The 23,352-nt window shown below is 51.7% G+C and carries 22 protein-coding genes and 2 tRNA genes; 9 read left to right on the top strand and 15 right to left on the bottom strand.

From position 1 onward, the window contains the following. Window positions 1-33 precede the first annotated feature (33 nt). From ccmB to ACIPDS_RS01015, 10 genes are all read right to left on the bottom strand, one after another. Window positions 34-690, bottom strand: a complete 657-nt coding sequence (ccmB, locus tag ACIPDS_RS01060; protein WP_400732012.1) for a heme exporter protein CcmB — start codon at window positions 688-690, stop codon at window positions 34-36. After that, a complete protein-coding gene (gene ccmA / locus ACIPDS_RS01055; protein WP_400732011.1) occupies window positions 687-1,310 on the bottom strand; it encodes a cytochrome c biogenesis heme-transporting ATPase CcmA in 624 nt (207 codons plus the stop codon). The genes ccmB and ccmA overlap by 4 nt, the downstream gene beginning before the upstream one ends. Before the next feature lie 90 nt (window positions 1,311-1,400). After that, entirely contained in the window at window positions 1,401-2,735 is a 1,335-nt protein-coding gene (locus ACIPDS_RS01050) for a c-type cytochrome (protein WP_400732010.1), read from the bottom strand. A gap of 11 nt (window positions 2,736-2,746) precedes the next feature. Continuing rightward, on the bottom strand, window positions 2,747-4,531 hold the full coding sequence (locus tag ACIPDS_RS01045) for a GMC family oxidoreductase (protein WP_166514354.1): 1,785 nt from the start codon (window positions 4,529-4,531) through the stop codon (window positions 2,747-2,749). 2 nt (window positions 4,532-4,533) lie between these two features. Further along, on the bottom strand, window positions 4,534-5,286 hold the full coding sequence (locus ACIPDS_RS01040; protein WP_400732009.1) for a gluconate 2-dehydrogenase subunit 3 family protein: 753 nt from the start codon (window positions 5,284-5,286) through the stop codon (window positions 4,534-4,536). A gap of 167 nt (window positions 5,287-5,453) precedes the next feature. After that, window positions 5,454-5,867, bottom strand: a complete 414-nt coding sequence (locus ACIPDS_RS01035) for a DoxX family protein (RefSeq protein WP_166514356.1) — start codon at window positions 5,865-5,867, stop codon at window positions 5,454-5,456. A 1,028-nt stretch (window positions 5,868-6,895) separates the two neighbouring features. Then, window positions 6,896-7,852 (bottom strand): hypothetical protein, encoded by a 957-nt coding sequence (locus ACIPDS_RS01030; RefSeq protein WP_400732008.1) that lies wholly within the window; start codon window positions 7,850-7,852, stop codon window positions 6,896-6,898. Between the two features lie 666 nt (window positions 7,853-8,518). Then, window positions 8,519-8,606, bottom strand: a tRNA-Ser gene (locus ACIPDS_RS01025). Window positions 8,607-8,874: 268 nt separating this feature from the next. After that, window positions 8,875-8,962, bottom strand: a tRNA-Ser gene (locus ACIPDS_RS01020). Window positions 8,963-9,106: 144 nt separating this feature from the next. Continuing rightward, on the bottom strand, window positions 9,107-10,726 hold the full coding sequence (locus ACIPDS_RS01015) for an ABC transporter substrate-binding protein (protein ID WP_400732007.1): 1,620 nt from the start codon (window positions 10,724-10,726) through the stop codon (window positions 9,107-9,109). A 236-nt stretch (window positions 10,727-10,962) separates the two neighbouring features. Here ACIPDS_RS01015 and yccA point away from each other — a divergent pair, with 236 nt between their 5' ends. Both yccA and tusE read left to right on the top strand, forming a co-directional pair. Continuing rightward, window positions 10,963-11,622: an FtsH protease modulator YccA gene (gene yccA / locus ACIPDS_RS01010; RefSeq protein ID WP_052284078.1), complete on the top strand. Its 660-nt coding sequence runs from the start codon at window positions 10,963-10,965 to the stop codon at window positions 11,620-11,622. Window positions 11,623-11,711: 89 nt separating this feature from the next. After that, on the top strand, window positions 11,712-12,041 hold the full coding sequence (gene tusE / locus ACIPDS_RS01005) for a sulfurtransferase TusE (protein ID WP_166514362.1): 330 nt from the start codon (window positions 11,712-11,714) through the stop codon (window positions 12,039-12,041). Here tusE and yccX read toward each other — a convergent pair. Then, complete coding sequence (gene yccX, locus ACIPDS_RS01000) at window positions 12,038-12,316, bottom strand: acylphosphatase (protein WP_400732006.1); 279 nt, start codon at window positions 12,314-12,316, stop codon at window positions 12,038-12,040. The two genes, tusE and yccX, sit on opposite strands and share 4 nt — an antisense overlap. 141 nt (window positions 12,317-12,457) lie before the next feature. Between yccX and rlmI the strand changes: the two genes are divergently transcribed. Both rlmI and hspQ read left to right on the top strand, forming a co-directional pair. Beyond that, complete coding sequence (gene rlmI, locus ACIPDS_RS00995; RefSeq protein ID WP_166514364.1) at window positions 12,458-13,648, top strand: 23S rRNA (cytosine(1962)-C(5))-methyltransferase RlmI; 1,191 nt, start codon at window positions 12,458-12,460, stop codon at window positions 13,646-13,648. A 70-nt stretch (window positions 13,649-13,718) separates the two neighbouring features. Then, a complete protein-coding gene (gene hspQ, locus ACIPDS_RS00990) occupies window positions 13,719-14,036 on the top strand; it encodes a heat shock protein HspQ (protein WP_166514506.1) in 318 nt (105 codons plus the stop codon). A gap of 45 nt (window positions 14,037-14,081) precedes the next feature. Here the strand turns inward: hspQ and ACIPDS_RS00985 are convergent, their stop codons facing one another. Beyond that, window positions 14,082-14,495 (bottom strand): CoA-binding protein, encoded by a 414-nt coding sequence (locus ACIPDS_RS00985; protein WP_166514507.1) that lies wholly within the window; start codon window positions 14,493-14,495, stop codon window positions 14,082-14,084. A gap of 133 nt (window positions 14,496-14,628) precedes the next feature. Here ACIPDS_RS00985 and mgsA point away from each other — a divergent pair, with 133 nt between their 5' ends. Then, window positions 14,629-15,087, top strand: coding sequence for a methylglyoxal synthase (mgsA, locus tag ACIPDS_RS00980; protein ID WP_400732004.1), 459 nt, complete (start codon window positions 14,629-14,631; stop codon window positions 15,085-15,087). A gap of 42 nt (window positions 15,088-15,129) precedes the next feature. On the opposite strand, the gene helD is transcribed toward mgsA, so the two are convergent. Further along, entirely contained in the window at window positions 15,130-17,184 is a 2,055-nt protein-coding gene (gene helD, locus ACIPDS_RS00975) for a DNA helicase IV (RefSeq protein WP_400732002.1), read from the bottom strand. 122 nt (window positions 17,185-17,306) lie between these two features. Between helD and ACIPDS_RS00970 the strand changes: the two genes are divergently transcribed. After that, the gene (locus ACIPDS_RS00970) at window positions 17,307-17,753 is read left to right on the top strand and encodes a YccF domain-containing protein (RefSeq protein ID WP_166514367.1); all 447 of its coding nucleotides are present in this window, start codon (window positions 17,307-17,309) and stop codon (window positions 17,751-17,753) included. 19 nt (window positions 17,754-17,772) lie between these two features. After that, complete coding sequence (yccS, locus tag ACIPDS_RS00965) at window positions 17,773-19,899, top strand: YccS family putative transporter (protein WP_400732001.1); 2,127 nt, start codon at window positions 17,773-17,775, stop codon at window positions 19,897-19,899. A 9-nt stretch (window positions 19,900-19,908) separates the two neighbouring features. Here the strand turns inward: yccS and ACIPDS_RS00960 are convergent, their stop codons facing one another. Then, on the bottom strand, window positions 19,909-20,517 hold the full coding sequence (locus ACIPDS_RS00960) for a TfoX/Sxy family DNA transformation protein (protein ID WP_400732000.1): 609 nt from the start codon (window positions 20,515-20,517) through the stop codon (window positions 19,909-19,911). Window positions 20,518-20,735: 218 nt separating this feature from the next. Here ACIPDS_RS00960 and sulA point away from each other — a divergent pair, with 218 nt between their 5' ends. Both sulA and ompA read left to right on the top strand, forming a co-directional pair. After that, complete coding sequence (gene sulA, locus ACIPDS_RS00955; RefSeq protein WP_166514508.1) at window positions 20,736-21,245, top strand: SOS-induced cell division inhibitor SulA; 510 nt, start codon at window positions 20,736-20,738, stop codon at window positions 21,243-21,245. A 354-nt stretch (window positions 21,246-21,599) separates the two neighbouring features. After that, entirely contained in the window at window positions 21,600-22,655 is a 1,056-nt protein-coding gene (gene ompA / locus ACIPDS_RS00950) for a porin OmpA (RefSeq protein ID WP_166514370.1), read from the top strand. A gap of 85 nt (window positions 22,656-22,740) precedes the next feature. On the opposite strand, the gene matP is transcribed toward ompA, so the two are convergent. Further along, entirely contained in the window at window positions 22,741-23,196 is a 456-nt protein-coding gene (gene matP / locus ACIPDS_RS00945) for a macrodomain Ter protein MatP (protein ID WP_166514371.1), read from the bottom strand. Window positions 23,197-23,352 lie beyond the last annotated feature (156 nt).

Genomic DNA, 23,352 nt, shown 5'->3' with positions numbered 1-23,352 from the left:
AAATTTGCTTACCCTAGCGAAAAAACAGGCCAGTTATACGGACAACCGCAGAGCGGCTGCGGTGGCAAAAGGACATAACGTCGCGCTTGCTGCCAGAAATGCGCCCAGTACCGCCAGATAGCCATCCACGGGCAGTCCCAGGACGGCGGCGTTAACTGCGGCGGAGGCAAAAATCAGCATCGGCACCAGCAGGGGCAGCACCAGCAAGCTAAGCAGTACGCCGCCGCGTTTTAAGCCGACCGTGAGCGCTGCTCCTACGGCCCCGATAAAACTTAGCGTCGGCGTGCCCAGCAACAAGGTGATAAATAAGATCCCGACGCTATGAGGCGTCATGCCCAGCAGTAATGCCGCCAGCGGCGACACCAGCAGCAACGGCAATCCGGTCATCATCCAGTGCGCGACGATTTTCACCATGACGACGCCCACCCATGGGGTCGGCAGCAGCATTAACTGCTCGAGCGAACCGTCCTGGAGATCATCACGAAACAGCCGATCCATTACCAGCAACGAGGCCAACAGCGCGGCTACCCAGACAACGCCGGGGGCAATTTGCGCCAGCAAAGCCGCTTCCGGCCCCACGCTAAAGGGGAACAGCGTAATCACTATCAGGAAAAACCACAGCGGGTTCAGGATATCGGCCCCCCGACGCCACGCGAGCCGCATTTCACATAGGAAAATCGCCCGTATCATGTGAACTCCCTCTCCTCACCGCAAAGTTCCACCGTGCGAAACGGGCAGTTCAGCGCTCTTAGCGGCTGATGGGTCGTTAACACGACGCTGCCACTGGCCTGAACATGCCGTTCTAGCTGATGCGTAACGGTTTCAATAGCCGCAACGTCCAGCGCCGCCAGCGGTTCATCGAGTATCCATAGCGCTGCATCGGTCATCCACAGACGCGCCAGCGCACTGCGGTGTTGTTGCCCAGCCGAAAGCTGATAGAGCGGCAGGTCTTCATATCCCGCCAGCCCCACCGCCGACAAGGCCGCTTCTCGCGACGCGGATGTCGAGCAGGGATAAAGCCAGCGCAGATTTTCCTCGGCGCTTAACGGCGCTTTGACCCCGGGTTTATGCCCCATCCACAACAGTTGCTGATGGAAGGTTTCCCGCACGTCGGCAAGCGGTTTGCCCTGCCAGCTCACGCTGCCGCTTTCCGGCTGACGCAGACCAGTTAAGACACGCAGCAGCGAGGTTTTACCGGCACCATTCTCCCCCGCAATCTGCACCATCTCGCCGCGCTTAACGCTGAAAGATAACGACTGGAACAGCACCCGCTCGTCATAGATACAGGTCAGTTGGTTGGCATCAAGCATGCACAAATCCCTTCAAAACAGACGGCTGAAAACATGTTCAGCAAAACCTATGCGGGGAGCGCCGCCAGTGCAGAGCTCCCCGAAAGTGGCTTACTGAGCTGGCAATTTAGAGATATCGGCATTGCCAAGCGCTTTGCCATCGTGAGTCAGGGTCTTGTCTTTACGAACCTTCGCCACGTCGGATGCCGTCACTGGCGGTGCCTTATTGCCCCAACTTGAGCGGATAAAGTTGGTGACGTCAGCGACCTGCTGATCGTCAAGACGCCAGCCAAACGATGGCATGGTCAGGTTGGACACGGCGCCCTTAACCGCCGGCGTTGTGCTGCCGGTGAGGATAATGTGGATAAGCGATGTCGCATCCTCCGTCTGCACGACCGGGTTGCCTTTCAGCGCCGGGAAAGCGCGCTTATAGCCCACGCCGTCGGTACGGTGGCAGGCGGCACAGTTGTCGACGTACAGTGAAGCCCCCGGTTTACTGTCGTTACCTTTCCACAGATCCTTCGCCACGCTATCTTCCACTGGCGCAGGCGTTTGTTTCCCTCCGCGCGGCGGCAGGGATTTCAGGTAGCGCGAAATCGCCGTAATGTCGTCATCGGAGAGGTATTGCAGACTGTGCTCAACCACATCGCTCATGCCGCCAAAGACCACGGATTTGTCGTTGCGCCCGGTTTTCAGGAACTCCGCCAGTTCAGCTTCGCTCCAGGTGCCCAGTCCATCGCGATTTTCACCGCGCAGGCTGGAGGCAACCCAACCGTCAATCGGGTTGTTGCTGCCGGAGAGATAGTCGTCGCCGTCTTTCTCGCTGAGCGCTTTTTCCTGCATGGTCAGGCTACGCGGCGTGTGGCATGCCCCGCAGTGACCTAATCCTTCCACCAGGTAGCGCCCGCGCTCCAGTACCGGATCCGCCTGCGTGTTGATGACGAAATCTTTCGGTTCTGGCGCGAACATCATGCGCCAGATAGACAGCGGCCAGCGCATTGAAAGCGGCCACGGAATATCGGAGTCACGATTGGCCTGCGCCTGCGGCTGCACGCCATGCATAAAGTAGGCGTACATCGCGCGCATGTCGGCTTCGCTAATGCGCGCAAACGACGGGTATGGCATTGCCGGATAGAGCGTTGAGCCATCTTTGCGAACGCCTTTACGCACCGCATCATCAAACTCTTCAAAGGTATAGTTGCCGATACCATGCGTTTTATCCGGCGTGATATTGGTGGAATAAATCGCGCCAATCGGGGTTTCCATCGACAAACCACCGGCAAAAGGTCTCCCTTCTTTACCGTTGGTATGACACGCCACGCAGTCACCTGCCCGCGCCAGGTATTCCCCTTGACGGAGCAGATTGCTGTCAACCGCAGCGTCCTGCGCAAAACTGGATAAACTCAGCGTACCGAGCACCAATGCTGATAACAGTGGGATCTTCATCGTTGCCTTCCTTATGCCTGTACCAGTGGACCGGGATTCGCGAGATATTTTTCACGGATGGCTTTAGCCGACCAGTAGGCCAGCGCGGCAACCGTCCCCGTTGGGTTGTATCCCAGCCCTTGCGGGAATGCGGAAGCGCCGATCACAAACACGTTGTGAACGTCCCAGCTTTGCAGATAGCGGTTTACCGCGCTGGTTTTCGGATCTTCCCCCATCACCGCCCCGCCGTTCATGTGGGTGGTCTGATAGCTGGTGGTATCGAAATGGCTGTTGGCGTTTTTTGGGCTGCCGAGGATATGTTTCGGGTTCATCGCTTTCGCGATAGGTGCCATTTTATCAAACATGAACTGGGCCATTTTGATGTCGTTTTCCTGCCAGTCAAACGTCATGCGTAGCAGCGGCTGGCCGAAGACATTTTTGTAGTTCGGATCGAGGTCAAGATAGTTCTGACGGTAAGATTGGTGCGCACCGTGGGCATCCATCGACAGGTGATGAGTGTAGGTATCGGCAACCGCCGCTTTCCATTTGCTCCCCCACGCAGGCGTGCCCGGCGGTACGGTAAGACCGGAGATCGGTTTGGTTCCGGCCTGGTTAACCCAGAAAGGTGAGCCGCCGACGAAACCCACCTCGGAATGGTCAAAGTTATCGGCATTAAAGTCGTCGAGTCCGACACCGTTACCCCCCGCACCAATAAACGGATTGGTGAAGGTATCTTTATCGAAGATAGCTTTAATGGTAGTCATGTTCTGGTAGGCAAAGTTACGCCCCACCACCCCTTCACCGGTTTGCGGGTCGTAAGGTTTACCGATGCCCGAAAGCAGCATCAGGTGAACGTTATGGAACTGGAATGCGCCCACAATCACCAGATCGGCGGGTTGTTCAACTTCACGCCCTTGTGCATCAACGTAAGTGACTCCGGTTGCGCGCTGTTTATCTCCGGTCAGATTCACCTTAAGAACGTTAGCGTTGGTACGCAGCTCAAAGCGACGCTCCTGACGCAGCGCGGGCAGGATATTAACGTTCGGCGAAGCCTTAGAGTACATGTAGCAAGCATAGCCGCTGCAATAACCGCAGAAGTTACACGGCCCCATCTGGGCGCCATAAGGGTTGGTGTACGAGTCAGAGGTATTCGCCGATGGCAGGTTATACGGGTGATAACCCACTTCACGCGCCGCTTTTTCAAAAAGCTGCGCCGACCAGGTGTTCTTTTGCGCCGGGAGCGGGAAGTTATCGGAGCGGTCAGGCGCAAACGGGTTGCCCCCGCGATCTTTGCCGACGATCTGCCCTTTGACCGACCACGCAGTCCCGGAAGTGCCAAAGACTTTTTCCGCTTTATCGAAGAAGGGCTCCAGCTCGTCATAGGTGACGCCGAAGTCCTGAATAATCATATCCTGCGGGATGAAGTTTTTGCCGTAGCGCTCTTCATAGTGGCTGCGCATGCGCAGCTCGATAGGGTCAGCGCGGAAGTGCACGCCTGACCAGTGCAAACCCGCACCGCCGACGCCCGTCCCCGGCAAAAATGCCGCCAATTGACGATACGGAACGGCGGTCTGGCTAGTGTTGTGACGAATAGTCACGGTGCTTTTGGACAAGTCCTGGAACAGTTTGCGGCGAATGTTATAGGTCAATTCATCAATAACCTGCGGATAGGCACCATCAGGCCAGGTATCGCGCATCGGGCCGCGCTCCAGCGCCACCACATTCAGCCCCGCTTCGGTTAATTCTTTGGCCATAATGGCCCCTACCCAACCGAACCCGACAATCACGGCGTCGGTTTTTTTCATTACAGTAGCCATTGTTATGCCCTCTCCCCACTGATTGATACTGGCGGGAAGGGATAACGCTCGCCCCGTTCAACCCAGTCCATAAAGTCCGCACGCGCGCCGGGGAAGTTAATCAACGTCCAGCCCACCATACCTTTGTTGCCGCCATGAATAGGATCGCTAAAGAATCCTTCACGGGTGTTTTGTAATAAATAGGAGAAGAAGAGAGAAGATGGCAGCTGTTTAAAGCTGGCAGAGCCGGACTCAAACTGACCTAATACTGCATCCTGTTTTGCGGCATCCAGCTCCGCAAAGGGTTTGCCGTACTGCTGGCGGCACCAGTCATTGGCTTCCACGATACCGAGGTTGTAGATTTGCTTTGGCACCAATGGGAGTTGATAGCCCATCTCTTTTGGCACATCGGGATTGAATGGCCCCTGCATATACCAGATGGAGCCTGTCGCATAAGGCATATTCATCTGGCGGTCGATAAACTCCGGTACTCCAGCTTCCAGCGCGCCGGGCCCGTGCTCATCGGCTGGAATCAACCGCGCGACGGCGGCTTTTAGAAATGTCCATTCATCGGCATTAAAAAACTGGGGTATCCACTCATTATCAGCCGTCTTTTTGGCTGCCGTATCCGCATGAGCTTTGCCCTCTGCCGCATTGGCATTTTCGACCAGCCCCAGCGTACCGACACCGCTGCCTCCCACAACCAGTGCAGGAATTATCGTCATCGACTTGACCAGGAAGTCGCGTCTCGAATTATTCGTTTTCTCGCCCGACATTGTCACATTCCTTTAATTGTTTTGATTGCACCACAGAATAAGAAATAGCCTATCCAATAAATGAAATATTGCCATTCCCACACGACGGTTTGAATGGCAATAAGAGCTATTATCGTCTGGCCTCAGCGTATGGCCGCGAAATAGACTTTTTTCACTATTACTGTGAATTATTTGCGATCAACAGAGAAACGGCCTGGCCCTGTCAATGCTAACAGCATAAAACCACCGCAAATGCTGATGTTTTTATAGAAATTAATCATTGCCATATACTGGTCCATTCCGCTCATTCCCCAATATGGATGGCCGATAAATCCGGTAACCACCGTGTATATTGCCAGAATCAGCGCCAGTGGACGGGTGAAATAACCAATCACGATAAGTAAACCAAACACCAGTTCAACAATAACCGCAACCACCGCGGCAATCTGCGGCAACGGCGCGCCTACTGCCGCCATGTAGCCTACCGTCCCTTCGAACCCAGTTATTTTCTGCCAGCCAAATAATACAAACAGGATTGCTACCAACACCCGGGCAATCAATAAGTAACTATCTTTATATTTATCCAATGATAAGTACTGCATGGTTTTTCCTTAAAATACGACCAGTGATAAAGCATTTGCTACTGACCTGGCAGCGACCGCCAGGTATCATTAACGCCATCCCCTGTAAAAAGTCTGATGATTATTAGATATCAATACTTTTTACACGCGTATTCTATTCCTTAAGAATTCACTTACAATATCACTCCACGATACTCTTTGTCCCACATTGGTTGACAATGTGCAAAATGCTTTATCGATTCAACAAAAGAAAATGTTTTCCTGATGAAATTATCACGCTAAAAGTATTGTGATGACGGCGCGCAGAGGCTGTGCCGCGGCCAGGGTCGTCATGTAAAGGTGGACAATCGACAATGATTAAGTCGATATATCTAATAAAAGGCGTAACCGGTTACTGATTTGAAATTCTCTGCCTGACCTGACGGCCCCAGCCAGATTTTACACTGAAGACAACGCTCACCAGGGTAAATGGGCGCTGTCCGTTTTAGGTTAAGTTAAGATGCCCGCCATGATTTCATTGCATCTCATAAAACTTGATATTTTGAATCATTCAGAAGGAAAAACTGTTCCGCCAAATGCAATAGTTCGTGCTCAGCGCTCTGATATTATCAAAGATGACAATCAATTTTGTTGAAATGCCACTATTGTTAATCTTGCGGTTTCCTTCGCAAACGAACCTTCCTGCACCTGTGCGTGTATGTCACTTGTACTGACTGCACACTGTTGCGTTATAACGCCAACAAAAGGAGTGTCTGACGTAGCGGGGCCTAAATGCCCTGGATAGGGTTCATATTCGAACCCTCGACCAGTTACTCTTGGTCCACGATTAGTTTGGAAATCGATGTAAACTATATCATTAACGTGGGCAGCATTAAGAAAATGATAGGCTTCTTTCCCATCGACCGTCCCTGCTACATATACTGCAAAGATTGTTCCCTTAGGTTGAGATAGCATCCAGTCTGTTGCCACCTCAAGTGAGAGGTCTGGAGGGGCTTCCACCGAATTCAGACGTAAAGAGCTAAGTCGATATTATCAGTTGTCATAATTTTTTATTTCCCTCTGAGGTCTTTAAGATCATCAACGAGATCTTGATAATATGTTATATCTTCTTCATTTTTTCTATTGGTGGCCATCTTTAATTTTACCAGTAACGATGACTCAATTTGATCTTCAAGATCGGTTGTCGCCATGGAGGGTTGTCTTTCAAGTCGCTTAGCCTGAGACAAAACAAGTTGATCGCCATCAATAATATGGAGATTATCATTTTTATCGACCAGGATGTTACCCATTACGTTGATGTCATGCATGTATAACCCTCTTGATTCAAGATGGTCGCTGGCACGGAAGTAATTTTCTTCGTTATCCACATCAAGCTCATGACCCTGTACAAATTTTGAAACTAATACATTCATGGGTTTATTATTGAATACCGCCTGCGCGCTGCGTGAGTAATCACAGTCATTATTGGCCTCATTTAAATAGCGGCTCACTCGTTCAGGTTTGGCATTTTTATGCTCTGGTGAATTCCAGTCAACAAAATTACCGCTGCTATTCACGGGTACTTTTATGACGAAATCACCACAGCGATAACAAGTACCGTAAGAACCCGCTCCAATTTGAGGCTGCGTTTCAATTTTTACCTTATCCAGTTTGGCAATAAATTGGTCAATAGCCGAAAGCTTCGTGGCGGTAGGCGCTTCGTTACGCAATTCGCCAGGAGCCGTATGCCTCATCGCGGTAGGCGCTTTAATACGGAATTGGCCAGGAGCCGTATGCTTCATCACGGCAGGCACTTCATTACGGGTGGGAAGCTGTGCTTTCGTTTCTGTTTCAGAATGGAGCATTGATCGCAAAAATGTCGCTCTGGAATTATGAATACCACAAATATTTTCTCGCAACTTACTCAAGTTTTCTGACGAGCAATGCGCATTAGATTGGTTTGATTTAGTAGTGAAATGCGAAGAAATATAGGATGAAGAAAGTGAGTATGGAGTAGGACTAAGCATTTTGTGACCTTAATTATTAGGGTGAGAAATATTAAATAAACTCTGTTTTCCGTGATTACAGGATATATTCCCACTACTCTATTTGAGAATGAGATTGAAGTTAAATTATCGAAACTTTTGATACCGAAATTTATATTTATAACTATATCTTTTATATTGCCATTGTGACTTTAAAAAAACGCCACTTTATAATTTTGCAGTTTTTTAAGGCGTATTTTTAAAAACTTATAGGGACTGATGTAGCATCACCCCATGAACTTGTCCCACAATCCTATAACCACGGCAGAGAGCGTTTTTCAGATTGAAAGTTTTGTTGTCCGTAATGCCCGATGCGTTGTTGCTAATGATGAGATGATGCGGTCGCTACCGCGTATTCCTGTCGCATGGCAGACCGCATCCATGCTAATCGACACGGCAACCTTTACGAGGGTGAGATGTTTGCAGTTAACTACTTCTGAATGGAACGACGCATATTACGTTAAAACGGCGCAAACTGGTCGAAAACTCAATGACATCATGCCCGCCACTATCGGGGCGCTGACGTCTAGATGAAAGGGGGCGAGGTCTCCAATGCTTTCGCAGCAGTCCAGCGCAAGACGACCGGCAATGGCACAATGAAACGAAAAAAGAAAAACCCAGGTCGCATAACGACCTGGGTTTCTAATTTGGCGGAAGCGTAGAGATTCGAACTCTAGAACCCTTTCGGGTCGCCGGTTTTCAAGACCGGTGCCTTCAACCGCTCGGCCACGCTTCCAATGCTGCGCACTATAAACATCCCAAACGGCCCTGTAAAGCACCAAAACGCGTTATTGGCGATGAAATTCACTTCTTTTTTATCGTCTGATTATTTCCTCGTCAATTTTGCCCGTCATGGACAAAAAAAAGACAGGCTACTGCGCGAGGAGACGTATTTTCATACGGGATAGGTTTAAAAGTTTAAAAGCAGAAAACCGCTGCAAACGACGAGCTACCGGGAGACAAAAGCAAAAAGGGGTTACCTTTCGGTAACCCCTTTGCGAATTTGGCGGAAGCGTAGAGATTCGAACTCTAGAACCCTTTCGGGTCGCCGGTTTTCAAGACCGGTGCCTTCAACCGCTCGGCCACGCTTCCAATGAGGCGCACTATAAACATCCCCATTGGGCCTGTAAAGCCCCAAAACGCACGACCGGGCGAAAAACGAGCAAAACCGTGTTATTCGCCTGAAAAAACAACAAAATGATGGGTTTTACTCGCCTTTTATTGATACTCAGTGTCTCAATGTTTTTTGATATACATGTCTTTGGTGTAATAGTAGCCCAGGCGGTCAGGGGTGAATCCCCCCACCCACGGTTTCACCAGGTGCGTGCGCACATAGTGATAGACGGGAATTGCCGGAACATCACGTCCCAGGAGATCTTCCGCTTTCTGATAATCACTCGCGCGTTGGGCCGGATCCAGCACTTTAGCGGCATCACGCAGCGCGCTGTCATAGTCCGGGTTACTGTACTTCGTTGTATTTTCGCTGTCGCCGGTACGGAAGGTATTCAGGAAGGTTGAGGCATCGTCGTAATCAGCAATCCAGGCATAGCGAACCACATCGAAATTGCCGGTATGCATCGTATCGAGCATGGTTTTCCACTCCTGGTTTTGCAATTTGGCCTCAACGCCGAGATTTTTCTTCCACATGGAAGCGGCGGCAATCGCGATACGCTGATGCGACTCGGAAGTGTTATAGAGAAGATTAAAGGTCAGCGGATGACTTTCACTGAATCCCGCCTCCGCCAGTAGCTTTTTCGCCTCGACAAGACGTTTTTCGAGCGGCCATGAGGCATAGTCTGGCCCGTGTAGTTTTATCCCACCGATTTCCGGTTGGCTAAACACCCACGCCGGACGCTGCCCCTGCCCTAGCACTTTCCCGGCAATGATGTCTTTATCCAGCGCCATATTCAGTGCCCGACGAACGCGCACATCGTTAAACGGGGCACGCGTGGTGTTGAATTCGTAGTAATAGGTCGCCAGCTGTGGCGAGACATTCACTTCAGAGCCCAGCGTCTTCTGCAACTGGCTGAACTGGTTAATTGGCAGCGTATAGACGATATCAACTTCGCCCGCCTTATAGCGGTTCACGTCCGAAGCTTCCGAACGAATCGGCAGATAGGTCACCTTATTAATGACGGTATTTGCATTATCCCAATAATGTGGGTTACGCACCGCCACAATGCGTTCATTCACTACCCACTGCGCCAGGCTATAGGCGCCGCTGCCCACAAAATGGTCCGGTTTGACCCACTTATCGCCATAGCGGCCGATCAGGACTTTATCGAGCGGCACCATCGACGGGTGGGTAAGCATCGCCAGGAATGATGAGGTTGGCTGCGTTAACGTCACTTCGAGCGTAGAATCGTTGAGCGCTTTTACCCCAAGGGTATCAGGTGATTTTTTACCCAGCGCAATGTCAGCGGCGTTCGCAATGTGCATATTGCCGGGGTAGCTTGCATAGGGAGAACCGGTGGCGGGCGTGACCAGCCGCTGCCAGCTCCAGACGATATCCTGGGCGGTGATGGCTGAGCCATCGCTCCAGACGATGCCCGGGCGTAAATGGAACGTCCAGACGGTGTTATCTTTATTCTCCCAGGATTGGGCCAGTCGGGGTTCGATTGTGCCGTCCGGTTTTATCGCCACCAGCCCGTCAAACAGATCGCTGATAATGTTAAATTCGACGTCGCTTTCCACTTTGTGCGGGTCAAGTGAGGCGGGTTCATTACCATTACTGCGCACCAGCTCCTGGGTATCAGCAAGCGCTGTTCCTTGCGGGACGTTTGCGGCCTGCGCCGCCCCTGTTAGTCCCATCGTCAGTAAAGCTATCGTGATGTAGTTATATTTTTGTATTTTCATTTCCATTGCCTTGTTGTTTTTACCTCTTTCACTTTCGGCATGGATATTGAATTACGCAAGGACTTTCAATAACCTATAAGATAGCGATCTCGCTATTTGTGGCATTGTTGGAAGAATTTGTGACCTGCCCATAATCCTCTGATTCGGCAGAGTAAAGATGGGTAAAACCATTTGGGAATAAAGAAGACTTTTTTTATGCTTAGCCATTAATAACATCCATCATAAGAGAGTGACTCATGGATCGCATAATTACTTCATCGCGTGACCGCTCATCGCTACTGAGCACCCATAAAGTCCTGCGTAATACCTATTTCCTGCTGAGCCTGACGCTGGCGTTTTCCGCCATCACCGCCACGGCCAGCACCGTACTGATGCTGCCATCGCCGGGGTTAATCCTGACGCTGGTCGGTATGTACGGACTGATGTTCCTGACTTATAAAACGGCGGATAAGCCTGTCGGTATTCTGTCCGCGTTCGCCTTCACCGGCTTCTTAGGTTATATCCTTGGGCCGATTCTGAACGCCTACCTGTCTGCGGGTATGGGCGACGTTATCGGTATGGCGCTGGGCGGTACGGCGTTAGTGTTCTTTAGCTGCTCGGCCTATGTGTTAACCACCCGTAAAGACATGTCCTTCCTCGGCGGTATGCTGATGGCGGGTATTGTGGTGGTGCTAATTGGTATGGTGGCGAACATCTTCCTGCAGCTGCCTGCCCTGCATCTGGCGATTAGCGCAGTGTTTATCCTGATTTCTTCAGGTGCCATCCTGTATGAAACCAGCAACATTATTCGCGGTGGTGAAACCAACTACATCCGCGCAACGGTGAGTCTGTACGTGTCTCTGTACAACATCTTCGTTAGCCTGCTGAGCATTCTGGGCTTCGCCAGCCGCGACTAACCTGAAGTCAGCCATCCCTCAAGGCCTCGCTTATGCGGGGCCTTTTTATTTGCTACACTTCCCGCCATCTGTATGTTGTGTGAAAAATTATGCTTATCTACGAAAATACCGAAATCGAGACCGATAACGACGGTTATCTTAAAGACTCAACGTTATGGAGCGAAGGGCTGGCTGCCGTCATTGCTGAAAAAGAAGGGATTACGTTGAGCCCGGAACACTGGGAAGTGGTGCGCTTTGTGCGTGAATTTTACCTGGAGTTCAACACCTCTCCAGCCATTCGAATGCTGGTCAAAGCCATGGCCAACACCTTTGGTGAAGAGAAAGGCAATAGCCGTTACCTGTACCGCTTGTTCCCGAAAGGCCCGGCGAAACAGGCAACAAAAATCGCCGGTCTCCCTAAACCGGTGAAGTGCATTTAGTAACGAATGCTGAAGTCGCGCCACGCTTTTTCGGGTTGATGAGGCTCTGCCAGAACTTTATCAACCCGAGCGCTTCTCGGCCCACCGGCTTTTAGCCATGCCAGCAGTTTTTCCACCTGCTCACCGTCCCCACAGGCCAGCACTTCGACGCTACCGTCATCCAGATTCCGCGCATAGCCGCGCACCCCAAGCCGCCCCGCTTCCTGCTGAGTAAAGTAGCGAAAACCGACGCCCTGCACCTGGCCATAAACCCAACAGATTACACATTTATCCACGCTGACTCCTCGTAAACGGTGATGATGAATTTCAATACTGTAACGTCAATTGTCCTGGCATTCTGCCGCCGTTCGTTGCATTTATGCGGGGAAGTCGGGAAAATGAAGCCCTTCCCATCAAAAAGCCAGATTAGAAAAATTATGAGTGTACGTTTAGTGTTAGCCAAAGGGCGCGAAAAATCATTGTTGCGCCGTCATCCCTGGGTCTTTTCCGGTGCGGTTGCGCGCATGGAAGGCAAAGCCAGCCTCGGCGAGACCATTGATATTGTTGATAGCCAGGGGAAATGGCTAGCCCGCGGTGCGTATTCTCCATCGTCGCAAATTCGTGCTCGCGTCTGGACATTTGACGCCAACGAAGCGATTGATATCGATTTCTTCGTTCGCCGTTTACAGCAGGCGCAGCAGTGGCGTGACTGGCTGGCGCAAAAAGACGGCCTCGATAGCTATCGCCTGATTGCCGGTGAATCCGACGGTCTGCCGGGCGTCACCATTGACCGATTCGGCACTTTCCTGGTGCTCCAGTTGCTGAGCGCCGGGGCTGAATATCAGCGCGCTGCGCTGATTAGCGCTCTGCAAACGCTCTACCCGCAGTGCGCAATTTACGATCGCAGCGATGTTGCGGTGCGTAAAAAAGAAGGAATGGAGCTGACCCAGGGCCCGGTGACCGGTGAGCTGCCGCCTGCGCTGCTGCCCATTGAAGAACACGGCATGAAACTGCTGGTAGACATTCAGGGCGGCCATAAAACCGGCTACTACCTCGATCAGCGTGACAGCCGTCTGGCGACCCGTCGCTACGTGGAAGGCAAACGCGTGCTGAACTGCTTCTCGTACACCGGCGGTTTTGCGGTTTCCGCGCTGATGGGCGGTTGCCGCCAGGTCACCAGCGTCGATACCTCGCAGGAAGCGCTGGATATCGCGCGCCAGAACGTTGAGCTAAATAAGCTCGATCTTAGCAAAGCTGAATTTGTCCGCGATGACGTGTTCAAACTGCTGCGTAAATATCGCGATCAGGGCGAGAAATTCGATGTCATCGTGATGGACCCACCAAAGTTCGTCGAGAACAAAAGCCAGCTGATGGGCGCTTGCCGCGGTTATAAAGACATCAACATGCTGGCTATCCAGTTGCTGAATCCGGGCGGCGTGCTGCTGACATTCTCCTGTTCTGGCCTGATGACCACCGATTTATTCCAGAAAATCATCGCTGACGCCGCAATAGATGCTGGTCGTGATGTACAATTTATAGAGCAGTTCCGTCAGGCAGCCGATCACCCGGTGATTGCGACATACCCGGAAGGGCTATATTTGAAAGGATTTGCCTGCCGCGTCATGTAACTTGAAAAGCGAAATGGTGTCTATATATCTATAGGTAGGATAAAGGCGCTATTTCCCGGGAGGAAGAATGATGATTACCAGCAAATTCGGAATTGGCCAGCAGGTGCGACACTCGTTGCTGGGCTACCTGGGCGTGGTGGTAGATATCGACCCGGTTTACTCGCTTGATGAACCTGAGCCCGACGATCTTGCGGCTAACGACGAACTCCGCGCGTTGCCCTGGTATCATGTGGTGATGGAAGATGACGAAGGCCAGCCAATGCATACTTATCTGGCCGAAGCGCAGTTAAGCAGTGAACTACGAGCCGATCATCCAGAACAACCGACTATGGATGAACTGGCCCGCACCATTCGCCGACAGCTACAGGCGCCACGGCTGCGCAACTAACCGCCGTTTAAAAAAACCCCGCGTTGCGGGGTTTTTTATTCAGGGTTATTTCGCCAATCCTAACCGTGGGATCTCAATGGCCGGACATCTGTCCATCACCACCTGCATCCCGGCATTACGCGCCAGAACAGCCGCCTGTTCATTGATAACCCCAAGCTGCAACCACAGCGTTTTCGCCCCAATGGCAACCGCCTCCTGAGCGACACCCCATGCGGCTTCTGAGTTGCGGAAAACATCGACCATATCGACCTTTTCCGGCACATCGGCAAGCGTGGCATACCCTTTTTGTCCCAATAACGTGCCGCCTGCAACCTTAGGTGAAACCGGGATCACGTGATAGCCCTGATCCAGCAGGTACTTCATCACCCTATAGCTTGGACGGTCAGGTTTGTCGCTGGCTCCCACCAGCGCAATGGTACGCGTTGTGGTCAAAATACTGGCAATCTCATTTTCTGTCATCATTATCCTCCTGGCCAATAGCTTAAGTGTATGCTAGCCGCTGATGTCGCGCGTCAAATTTTTGCCAATCAGGGCTTGCAGCCTGATTCTCTTGCAGTAATCTGTTGGGATCTCACACATTAGGGAATGTTTTATGGAACTGACTACTCGCACCCTGGCCGCGCGCAAACATATTGCGCTGGTTGCACACGATCACTGCAAAGATATGCTGATGAAATGGGTGGAGCGCCATAAGGAATGTCTGGCACAACATACGCTGTCGGCGACGGGAACTACCGGTAACCTGGTGCAACGCGCCACCGGGCTTGAAGTACAGGCGCTTTTAAGCGGCCCAATGGGCGGCGACCAGCAGGTTGGCGCGCTGATTTCGGAAGGCAAAATCGACGTCCTGATCTTCTTTTGGGATCCGCTAAACGCCGTACCGCACGATCCTGACGTCAAAGCGCTGCTGCGTCTGGCCACCGTCTGGAATATTCCGGTTGCCACTAACGCCTCTACCGCCGATTTCATCATTCAGTCGCCAAACTTTGGTCAACCGGTTGAGATTCTGATCCCCGATTACCAGCGCTATCTGGCAGAACGTCTGAAATAAGCGAGCTAAAAACCGGAGCGCGCACAGCGGCTCCGGTAAGCCTTACGGTTTACGCGCCACCGGTACCGACAACTGCTTTAAGACCTCCACAAACGATGAAGGCTGCGCCTGATTAAACATCAGCCAGACCCGAAGTTTCGCACGCGTTATCGCCACATACAGCAAACGCCGCTCTTCCGCATCCGGGAAATCTTCCGGCGCGGGCAGCAGCGCCTGCTCCATGATTGACTCGCGCGCGGGTGCCGGAAAACCATCAGTCCCTTCCTGTAGACCTAACACGATGACGTAATCTGCCTGTTGCCCTTTACTGGCATGCACCGTCATAAAATCAATATTCAGCTTCGGCCAACGGGTCACGGCTTTTTCAAGCGCAGCAGGTTTCAAATGGTGATAGCGAGCCAGAACCAGAATACGCTGGTCCGGCGTGGCATAGCCGCTGAGCTTATCAAACAGTGCATCGAGCTTATCGTCTGCCAGTAACGTCACCGCATTCTTATCACCCGGGGTTAAGCTATTGAGCGGTTTACTGAGCTGATGCGGGTTTTGTTGAATAAAGCGGTTAGCAATCTCACCAATACGGCCATTAAAACGGTAAGTGGTATCCAGTGCACAGCTGTCCCCTTCGCCAAAATAGTGGTTAAACGCCGTGGTCAGCGAGAGTTGCGCCCCGCTAAAGCGGTAGATGGCCTGCCAGTCATCGCCGACGGCATAGAGGGAAGTTTGTGAGTTCTGCTTGCGCAATGCCGCCAGAAGCGCCGCGCGTTGCGGCGAGATATCCTGGAATTCGTCCACCAGAATATATTTCCACGGGCTGATAAAACGGCCCTTCTCAAGAATAATGATCGCCTGATGAATAAGGCCGGAGAAGTCGACGGCATTCTCCTCTTTTAACGCGGTTTTCCAAGCTTTAACCAGCGGTGCCATCAGCTTCACACGCTTGCCAAACAGGTCGCGCACTTCTTCTGGCGCACCGGCTATCATTTCAGCCTGCGTGCCACCGTGCATCCGCATCAGGCTGACCCAGCGATCCAATCGGCTGCCCATGCGCTTAACGATTTTCTCATTTTCCCAGAAATTTTCGTCGCTCACGTCCCAACCCAGCTCTTCCTGCAACCATAGCCGCCAGCCCTTGGCCTGGGCTTTTTTCTCGCGACACTGTTGTTGCCAGCATTGGGTAAAAAGCGTGTGACGGGCGGTTGAATCGTTTTCCAGTTTGCTAACCACCGGCACTTTTTTGCTGCCCTGCTGGATGATAAACAGCGCCAGAGAGTGGAAGGTACGGGCAGTAATCGCATCAGTATGTAAGCGAGTTTGCAGGCGTTCATCCATCTCTTCCGCGGCTTTTTTGCCAAATGCCAGCAGCAGAATTTGTTCTGCTGACGCTTCGCCGCGCGCCATCAACCAGCCAGCTCGCGCCACCAGCACCGAGGTTTTTCCGCTACCGGCACCGGCGAGCACCAGCAATGAACGCTCGCCATTGACCACGGCTCGCGCCTGTGACGGATTCAGCGGCGAGGATTCGATTTGTTCGAAGAAGTCGCTGTACTGCGCCAGCATGGCGTCGGTGTAACGCTGGTTATGCTGAGCGCGGCCGCTCTCTTTATCTGCCAGCCAGGCCTTACATTGCTGCCAGGCTTCGCGGCAGTTACCAAACTCATCCAAACGGCTGGTTGGCAGGGGTAATCCTTCCAGCGCCTGCACAATTTGCTGGCGAATAGTCTGCGCCTGTTGGCGTGTCAGCCAATGGGTTTGCTCACGATTGCCGTTAATAATCGCCAGCTGCGCTTGTAATAGCCCGGCGGCTATTTCACTCATCTCCGCGCTCCACTGCTGCCATAGCCCCAGCAAATGACGGTGAAACCGCTGCGTCTCACCCCACTCGGTTCCATGCAGCCGCACGACTTTTTCCTCTGGCAGAACGAACTCCATCTCACCCCACACCAGGCCACGCTTGCAGTTGATACTGATTAACTGGTTGAAAGGGATAAGATATTCATGCTGCGGGCCGGAGACCTTCACGCCCGCATTGAGGATCTCAACCCGGTCGTAAGGGTGCTGCGCCATCCGCTTGCCCAATGTCGTTGCTTTTAGTTCCATGTCATGCAGAGTCCTGACTTTTTCGATATCTCACAGTGTAACCGCCAGAGAATAGGTGCTCCAGCCTAAAAAAACGTTACAATCACCAGGTCTTATTATTCACAGCGCTGCAGAGAGGATTTATGCGTACTGTTCTGAATATTTTGAATTTTGTTTTAGGTGGTTTTCTGACAACTTTGGGTTGGCTGCTGGCGACGTTGTTCAGCGTCGTGCTGATTATCACCCTTCCCCTCACCCGTTCTTGCTGGGAAATAACCAAACTCTCACTGTTCCCCTTCGGGAACGAAGCAGTGCATGTTGACGAACTGGAACCCGGTAGCAAAAGCAGCGTGATGAATGCTGGCGGAGCGCTGCTCAATATTGTCTGGTTTATTCTGTTTGGCTGGTGGCTGTGTCTGACGCATATTCTGGCGGGCATCGCTCAGTGCATCACTATTATTGGCATACCGGTAGGTATTGCGAACTTTAAAATTGCGGCCATCGCGCTGTGGCCGGTCGGTCGCCGTGTCGTGCCAGTAGAGGTGGCGCGCGCTGCGCGTGAAGCCAACGCTCGCCGTCGTTTCCAGTAATCAGGACCCGTCACCCGATATGCTAAGCCCTTTGCTTCGCCGCTATACCTGGAATAGTACCTGGCTATACAACGCCAGAATATTTATCGCATTAGTTGGCACTACCGCCCTGCCCTGGTGGCTGGGCGATGCCAAATTAACGATTCCCCTTACGCTCGGCGTCGTCGCCGCTGCGCTGACTGATTTAGACGATCGCCTCACCGGAAGACTGCGTAATCTGGTGATTACGCTTTTCTGCTTTTTTATCGCTTCAGCGTCAGTTGAACTGCTGTTTCCGTGGCCGTGGCTTTTCGCGCTTGGGTTAACCGTCTCGACCATCAGCTTCATTCTCCTTGGCGGTTTAGGCCAACGTTACGCCACCATCGCCTTTGGCGCGCTGCTGATTGCCATTTACACCATGCTCGGCGTGTCGCTTTACGCCCACTGGTATCAGCAACCGCTGCTGCTGATTGCTGGGGCGGTGTGGTACAACTTGCTGACGCTCACCGGGCATCTGATTTTCCCTATCCGTCCGCTTCAGGACAATCTTGCGCGCAGCTATGAGCAGTTGGCGCACTATCTTGAGCTGAAATCGCGGCTGTTCGACCCGGATCTCGATGATGAAAATCAAGCGCCACTCTACGAACTGGCGCTGGCGAATGGTCAGCTGGTTGCCACGCTTAATCAGACTAAAGCGTCGCTGCTCACCCGGCTGCGCGGCGATCGCGGTCAGCGCAGTACGCGACGTACGCTGCACTATTATTTTGTCGCTCAGGATATCCATGAGCGCGCCAGCTCATCGCACATCCAGTATCAGGCCCTGCGCGATCACTTTCGCTATAGCGATGTGATGTTCCGATTCCAGCGTCTGCTGTCGATGCAATCATTAGCCTGCCAGGCGTTATCCCGAGCCATACTGCTGCGTACCCCTTACCAGCACGATGCCCGTTTCGAACGCGCCTTCACCCATCTGGACGCCGCCCTTGACCGCGTCCGCGCAAGCGGAGCCGCGCCGGAGCAGATGAAAGCGCTGGGTTTTCTACTCAATAACCTGCGCGCTATTGACGCCCAACTGGCGACCATTGAGTCCGAACAGGTGCAGTCACAAGCGAAAAGCGATACGGAAAATCTGTTGGCGGATGACAGCATCCATGGCTTTGACGATATTCGTTCCCGCCTGAGCCGCAATATGTCGCCCGAATCGGCGTTGTTCCGCCATGCGGTGCGCATGTCATTGGTGCTGTGTGCGGGCTATGCCTTTATTCAATTAACCGGGTTACAGCACGGTTACTGGATTTTGCTCACCAGCCTCTTCGTTTGTCAGCCCAACTATAACGCCACTCGTCACCGACTTGCGCTGCGTATTATCGGCACATTGGTTGGCGTAGCGCTCGGCCTCCCCATCCTCTGGCTGGTGCCGTCGCTTGAGGGGCAGTTGATGCTTATCGTCATTACCGGTGTGTTGTTCTTTGCTTTTCGCAACGTGCAATACGCCCACGCCACGATGTTCATCACGCTGCTGGTGCTGCTGTGCTTTAACCTGCTCGGTGAAGGATTTGAGGTCGCGCTACCACGCGTCATTGATACGCTGATTGGCTGTGGAATCGCATGGATTGCCGTGAGCTTTATCTGGCCGGATTGGAAGTTCCGCAACCTGCCCCGAGTCCTTGAGCGAGCGGTGAATGCCAACTGTCGATATCTGGATGCTATTCTTGAGCAGTATCACCAGGGCCGGGATAACCGGCTCGCTTACCGGATAGCGCGTCGTGATGCGCACAATAGGGATGCTGAACTCGCCTCGGTGGTATCCAATATGTCGACTGAACCCAACGTCACCGCCGAAATGCGAGAAACGGCTTTCCGTTTACTGTGCCTGAATCATACGTTAACCAGCTATATCTCCGCGTTGGGCGCCCACCGGGAGAAATTGACTACACCAGAAATTCTGGCCCTTCTTGACGACGCGGTCTGCTATGTCGACGATGCCCTGCATCATCTACCCTCAGATGAAGACCGGGTTTCGCAGGCACTCAACGGATTATCAGCACGAATAAACCATCTTGAGCCTCGCCAGGACAGTAAAGAGCCTCTGGTTTTGCAACAAATAGGCCTGATGATTTCGCTGTTACCGGAAATCTGTCGGCTACAAAAGCAGGTTCTGAGCTAAGGCCTGCGCTTACTTCTTGTGGGTGTAATGATGCACCCACTCCTGGAGCTCCTGACGTTTTTGCGCTGGGAGCGCCGCAGCATGTACCCCCTGAATAGCCCCTTCCAATGAATAAATCACGTTCGGGCTTATCTGTTTACGCTTTTGGCGAAGTAGCAACCACGCCGATTTCGCCCCCATTTGATGCAACGCCTGAGCGTCCTTAACCCCCGCTTCATGTAACAAGAGTTCCATATGGAATGACAGATTAGGGAGATCCTTTAAACGCTTCGGATGTTTTTGCTGAGACTTTTCACGTCGCGCATCCTCCAGTGAATATGCGCCCAGTTGCAGCAAAACGGGCTTATTTGCCCAGAGTTCATCGTCTACGCGGAAGTACTTAAGCTGAAGTGGCCCTCCTCTTTTATGTAGCATTAATAATGGTGGTGAATGCTTGGTCTGATAAATGGCGGTTTTTTCGCACATTCTCAGATACAGTTCGCCCTCCGCCACCATGGCAAAAACCGTGTCGTCTACGGCAAGGCTGTACCCCCCAAACAGCGCTCGTGACCTGACTTTCCCTAATACCGCAAAATATTCCTGGGATTGATAAATCCGTTTATATGATATTATCTTCATGATTAATCCTTAATAATCATGTACATGGATTCATTAAATTCGTTAACGGAACACATAATTAGCAACATAAGGAACTTCACACAGGACGGCAAGGTGAATTTCACCTCCGAGGTAATTAGTGTGCAATTTTGCGAGTTGCTTTCAGAAAATGAGGTTGATCTTTACTATGCAGGGTAGTACTGTATATGCATACAGTAACCCACAAGGTTGGATTAGCTATGTATACTTCTGGTGTTGTTAATCGTTCTTCCGCGGCTGTCGTTAAAACGGCTTCCCATACTTTATCTCCGGTAGAGAATACGTCTGCCGCCTTAATCAGCGAAGTGCTCTACCGCGAAGACCAGCCGATGATGGCGCAGATGTTACTGCTACCATTACTCCAACAGCTGGGGCAACAATCTCGTTGGCAGCTGTGGCTCACGCCACAACAAAAACTGAGTCGCGAATGGGTGCAGTCGTCTGGCCTTCCGCTAACTAAAGTCATGCAATTGCGCCAGATGTCATCGTGCGACATGCTTGATTCTATGGTTCGTGCTTTGCGCACCGGAAATTATAGTGTTGTTATCGGTTGGTTAACGGAAGAATTGTCATCAGAGGAGCACGCACGTTTGTTAAGTGCGGCCGAAGAAGGTAATTCGATGGTGTTTATTATGCGACCAGTTCAGTCGACTTCTCACCCCACTGGACAATTTAATGGGCTAAAAATTCACTCAAATTTGTACCATTAATCAAAAATAGGATTTTTCTGAGTAATTTTTTTGAAACTTTTTTATCCCTAAGATTTACCGGCTCATTTTGCGCAGAAGGCTTGTCTGGTGCGGTTTTCAGTATTTTTCACTGTTTAATTTTTCAACATAAATGTTAAATATTGCGTATACAACTCTTTTTTTTTCATAAGCCTGACGGAGTTCACACTTGTAAGTTTCGAACGACGTTGTAGACTTTACATCGCCAGGGGTGCTCAGCTTATACCGCAGATATCTGCTAAGTAATTCACTAAGCCACGCCCCCGGTGGAAGGATTTAACCGTGAGTCTACTTAGAACTTCATGGCAAATTTTGGATGATAACGAGGCGCAAAAAATGAAAAAGACAGCTATCGCGATTGCAGTGGCACTGGCAGGCTTCGCTTCTGTAGCGCAGGCCGCTCCGCAAGACAACACCTGGTATGCTGGTGGTAAACTGGGCTGGTCTCAGTTCCATGACACTGGCTGGTACCAGAGTGACCTGAACAACAACGGTTCAACCCACAACAGCCAGCTGGGCGCAGGCGCCTTCGGTGGTTATCAGGTTAACCCGTATGTTGGTTTCGAAATGGGTTACGACTGGTTGGGTCGTATGGAATACACCGGTAGCCAGACTAACGGTGCTCTGAAAGCTCAGGGCGTTCAGCTGACCGCTAAACTGGGTTACCCAATCACTGACGACCTGGACATCTACACCCGTCTGGGTGGTATGGTTTGGCGTGCAGACTCCAGCAACAACAAAGCTGGCGATCACCACGACACCGGCGTTTCCCCAGTATTCGCTGGCGGCGTTGAGTGGGCAATGACCCGTGACATCGCTACCCGTCTGGAATACCAGTGGGTTAACAACATCGGCGACGCAAACAGCGTTGGCGTACGTCCAGACAACGGCATGCTGAGCGTAGGTGTTTCCTACCGTTTCGGCCAGCAGGATGCAGCAGCTCCAGTAGTTGCTCCAGCTCCAGCTCCAGCGCCAGAAGTACAGACCAAACACTTCACTCTGAAGTCTGACGTTCTGTTCACCTTCAACAAATCTACCCTGAAACCAGAAGGTAAGCAGGCTCTGGACCAGATGTACAGCCAGCTGAGCAACCTGGATCCGAAAGACGGTTCCGTAGTGGTTCTGGGCTTCACTGACCGCATCGGTTCTGACGCTTACAACCAGGGTCTGTCTGAGAAACGTGCACAGTCCGTAGTTGATTACCTGGTATCTAAAGGTATCCCTTCAGACAAAATCTCTGCACGTGGCATGGGCGAAGCTAACCCAGTTACTGGCAACACCTGTGACGGCGTGAAAGCGAAAGCTGCGCTGATCGATTGCCTGGCACCAGATCGTCGCGTTGAGATCGAAGTTAAAGGCAGCAAAGACGTTGTAACTCAGCCACAGGCTTAAGTTCTCGTCTCATAAAAAACCCCGCTAAGCGGGGTTTTTTTTTGCTTGTCTGACGATGAGTCGCCAAAAAAATGAGTCCGGGTAGCTACTTCTCTTTACCCAACATCGCTTCGAGATCCTGCTTAAGGCTGGACATCTTAGTGGCGTATTTCTCTTTGTTTTCGGCATCTTCAATTAACTGCACGATCGTTTCAGACAGCGTCTTACCACGACGCTGAGCAAGACCCGCTAACCGCTGCCAGACCACAAACTCCAGATCGATAGATTTCTTTCGCGTGTGTTGGTGCTCAGCGTTGAAATGGCGCTTGCGGCGTGCACGGATGGTCTGCTTCATGCGATTAACCAGCTGTGGATTAATATGCTGAGCAATCCAGTCATTTACCTGAACGGGTTCATGTTCCAGCTTCTGCAAAACATCGACAGCTTCTTGTGCGGCGCTGGCTTCAATGTAGCGGGTGATGGATTCGCCTTCCCGGTGTTTTTTCACCAGATATTTCCACTTCCAACCGCTTTCAAGATTTTCCAGTTGTTGATATTTCATTGCGATCTCAGTGTGACCGTGTAACTCTTTTCAGGATAACAGTTTTTTCCGAATGTGCTGAGAAGAAATCTGCAACTGTGATACGGATTAAGCCAGCGGTAAAAGATACTTCCTTAATCTCCGTGAGCTTCCCCGCAGCATCAGGTATAATCTCGC

It is taken from the genome of Kluyvera sp. NPDC087067, from assembly GCF_044745165.1.
Taxonomy (GTDB): Bacteria; Pseudomonadota; Gammaproteobacteria; order Enterobacterales; family Enterobacteriaceae; genus Kluyvera.
The sequence above is the reverse complement of the archived record's forward strand: the minus strand, read 5'-3'. Positions and strand labels throughout refer to the sequence as shown.

What these genes read in the sequence shown, in the direction of transcription:
- ACIPDS_RS00970 (WP_166514367.1), top strand. Translation starts at nt 17,307, where the DNA reads ATGCGTACTGTTCTGAATATTTTGAATTTTGTTTTAGGTGGTTTTCTG.
- helD (WP_400732002.1), bottom strand. Translation starts at nt 17,184, where the DNA reads ATGGAACTAAAAGCAACGACATTGGGCAAGCGGATGGCGCAGCACCCT.
- yccS (WP_400732001.1), top strand. Translation starts at nt 17,773, where the DNA reads ATGCTAAGCCCTTTGCTTCGCCGCTATACCTGGAATAGTACCTGGCTA.
- hspQ (WP_166514506.1), top strand. Translation starts at nt 13,719, where the DNA reads ATGATTACCAGCAAATTCGGAATTGGCCAGCAGGTGCGACACTCGTTG.
- matP (WP_166514371.1), bottom strand. Translation starts at nt 23,196, where the DNA reads ATGAAATATCAACAACTGGAAAATCTTGAAAGCGGTTGGAAGTGGAAA.
- rlmI (WP_166514364.1), top strand. Translation starts at nt 12,458, where the DNA reads ATGAGTGTACGTTTAGTGTTAGCCAAAGGGCGCGAAAAATCATTGTTG.
- ACIPDS_RS01030 (WP_400732008.1), bottom strand. Translation starts at nt 7,852, where the DNA reads ATGCTTAGTCCTACTCCATACTCACTTTCTTCATCCTATATTTCTTCG.
- ccmA (WP_400732011.1), bottom strand. Translation starts at nt 1,310, where the DNA reads ATGCTTGATGCCAACCAACTGACCTGTATCTATGACGAGCGGGTGCTG.
- tusE (WP_166514362.1), top strand. Translation starts at nt 11,712, where the DNA reads ATGCTTATCTACGAAAATACCGAAATCGAGACCGATAACGACGGTTAT.
- ccmB (WP_400732012.1), bottom strand. Translation starts at nt 690, where the DNA reads ATGATACGGGCGATTTTCCTATGTGAAATGCGGCTCGCGTGGCGTCGG.
- ACIPDS_RS01050 (WP_400732010.1), bottom strand. Translation starts at nt 2,735, where the DNA reads ATGAAGATCCCACTGTTATCAGCATTGGTGCTCGGTACGCTGAGTTTA.
- ompA (WP_166514370.1), top strand. Translation starts at nt 21,600, where the DNA reads ATGAAAAAGACAGCTATCGCGATTGCAGTGGCACTGGCAGGCTTCGCT.
- ACIPDS_RS00985 (WP_166514507.1), bottom strand. Translation starts at nt 14,495, where the DNA reads ATGACAGAAAATGAGATTGCCAGTATTTTGACCACAACGCGTACCATT.
- ACIPDS_RS01015 (WP_400732007.1), bottom strand. Translation starts at nt 10,726, where the DNA reads ATGAAAATACAAAAATATAACTACATCACGATAGCTTTACTGACGATG.
- sulA (WP_166514508.1), top strand. Translation starts at nt 20,736, where the DNA reads ATGTATACTTCTGGTGTTGTTAATCGTTCTTCCGCGGCTGTCGTTAAA.
- mgsA (WP_400732004.1), top strand. Translation starts at nt 14,629, where the DNA reads ATGGAACTGACTACTCGCACCCTGGCCGCGCGCAAACATATTGCGCTG.
- ACIPDS_RS01035 (WP_166514356.1), bottom strand. Translation starts at nt 5,867, where the DNA reads ATGCAGTACTTATCATTGGATAAATATAAAGATAGTTACTTATTGATT.
- ACIPDS_RS01040 (WP_400732009.1), bottom strand. Translation starts at nt 5,286, where the DNA reads ATGTCGGGCGAGAAAACGAATAATTCGAGACGCGACTTCCTGGTCAAG.
- ACIPDS_RS00960 (WP_400732000.1), bottom strand. Translation starts at nt 20,517, where the DNA reads ATGAAGATAATATCATATAAACGGATTTATCAATCCCAGGAATATTTT.
- yccA (WP_052284078.1), top strand. Translation starts at nt 10,963, where the DNA reads ATGGATCGCATAATTACTTCATCGCGTGACCGCTCATCGCTACTGAGC.
- ACIPDS_RS01045 (WP_166514354.1), bottom strand. Translation starts at nt 4,531, where the DNA reads ATGGCTACTGTAATGAAAAAAACCGACGCCGTGATTGTCGGGTTCGGT.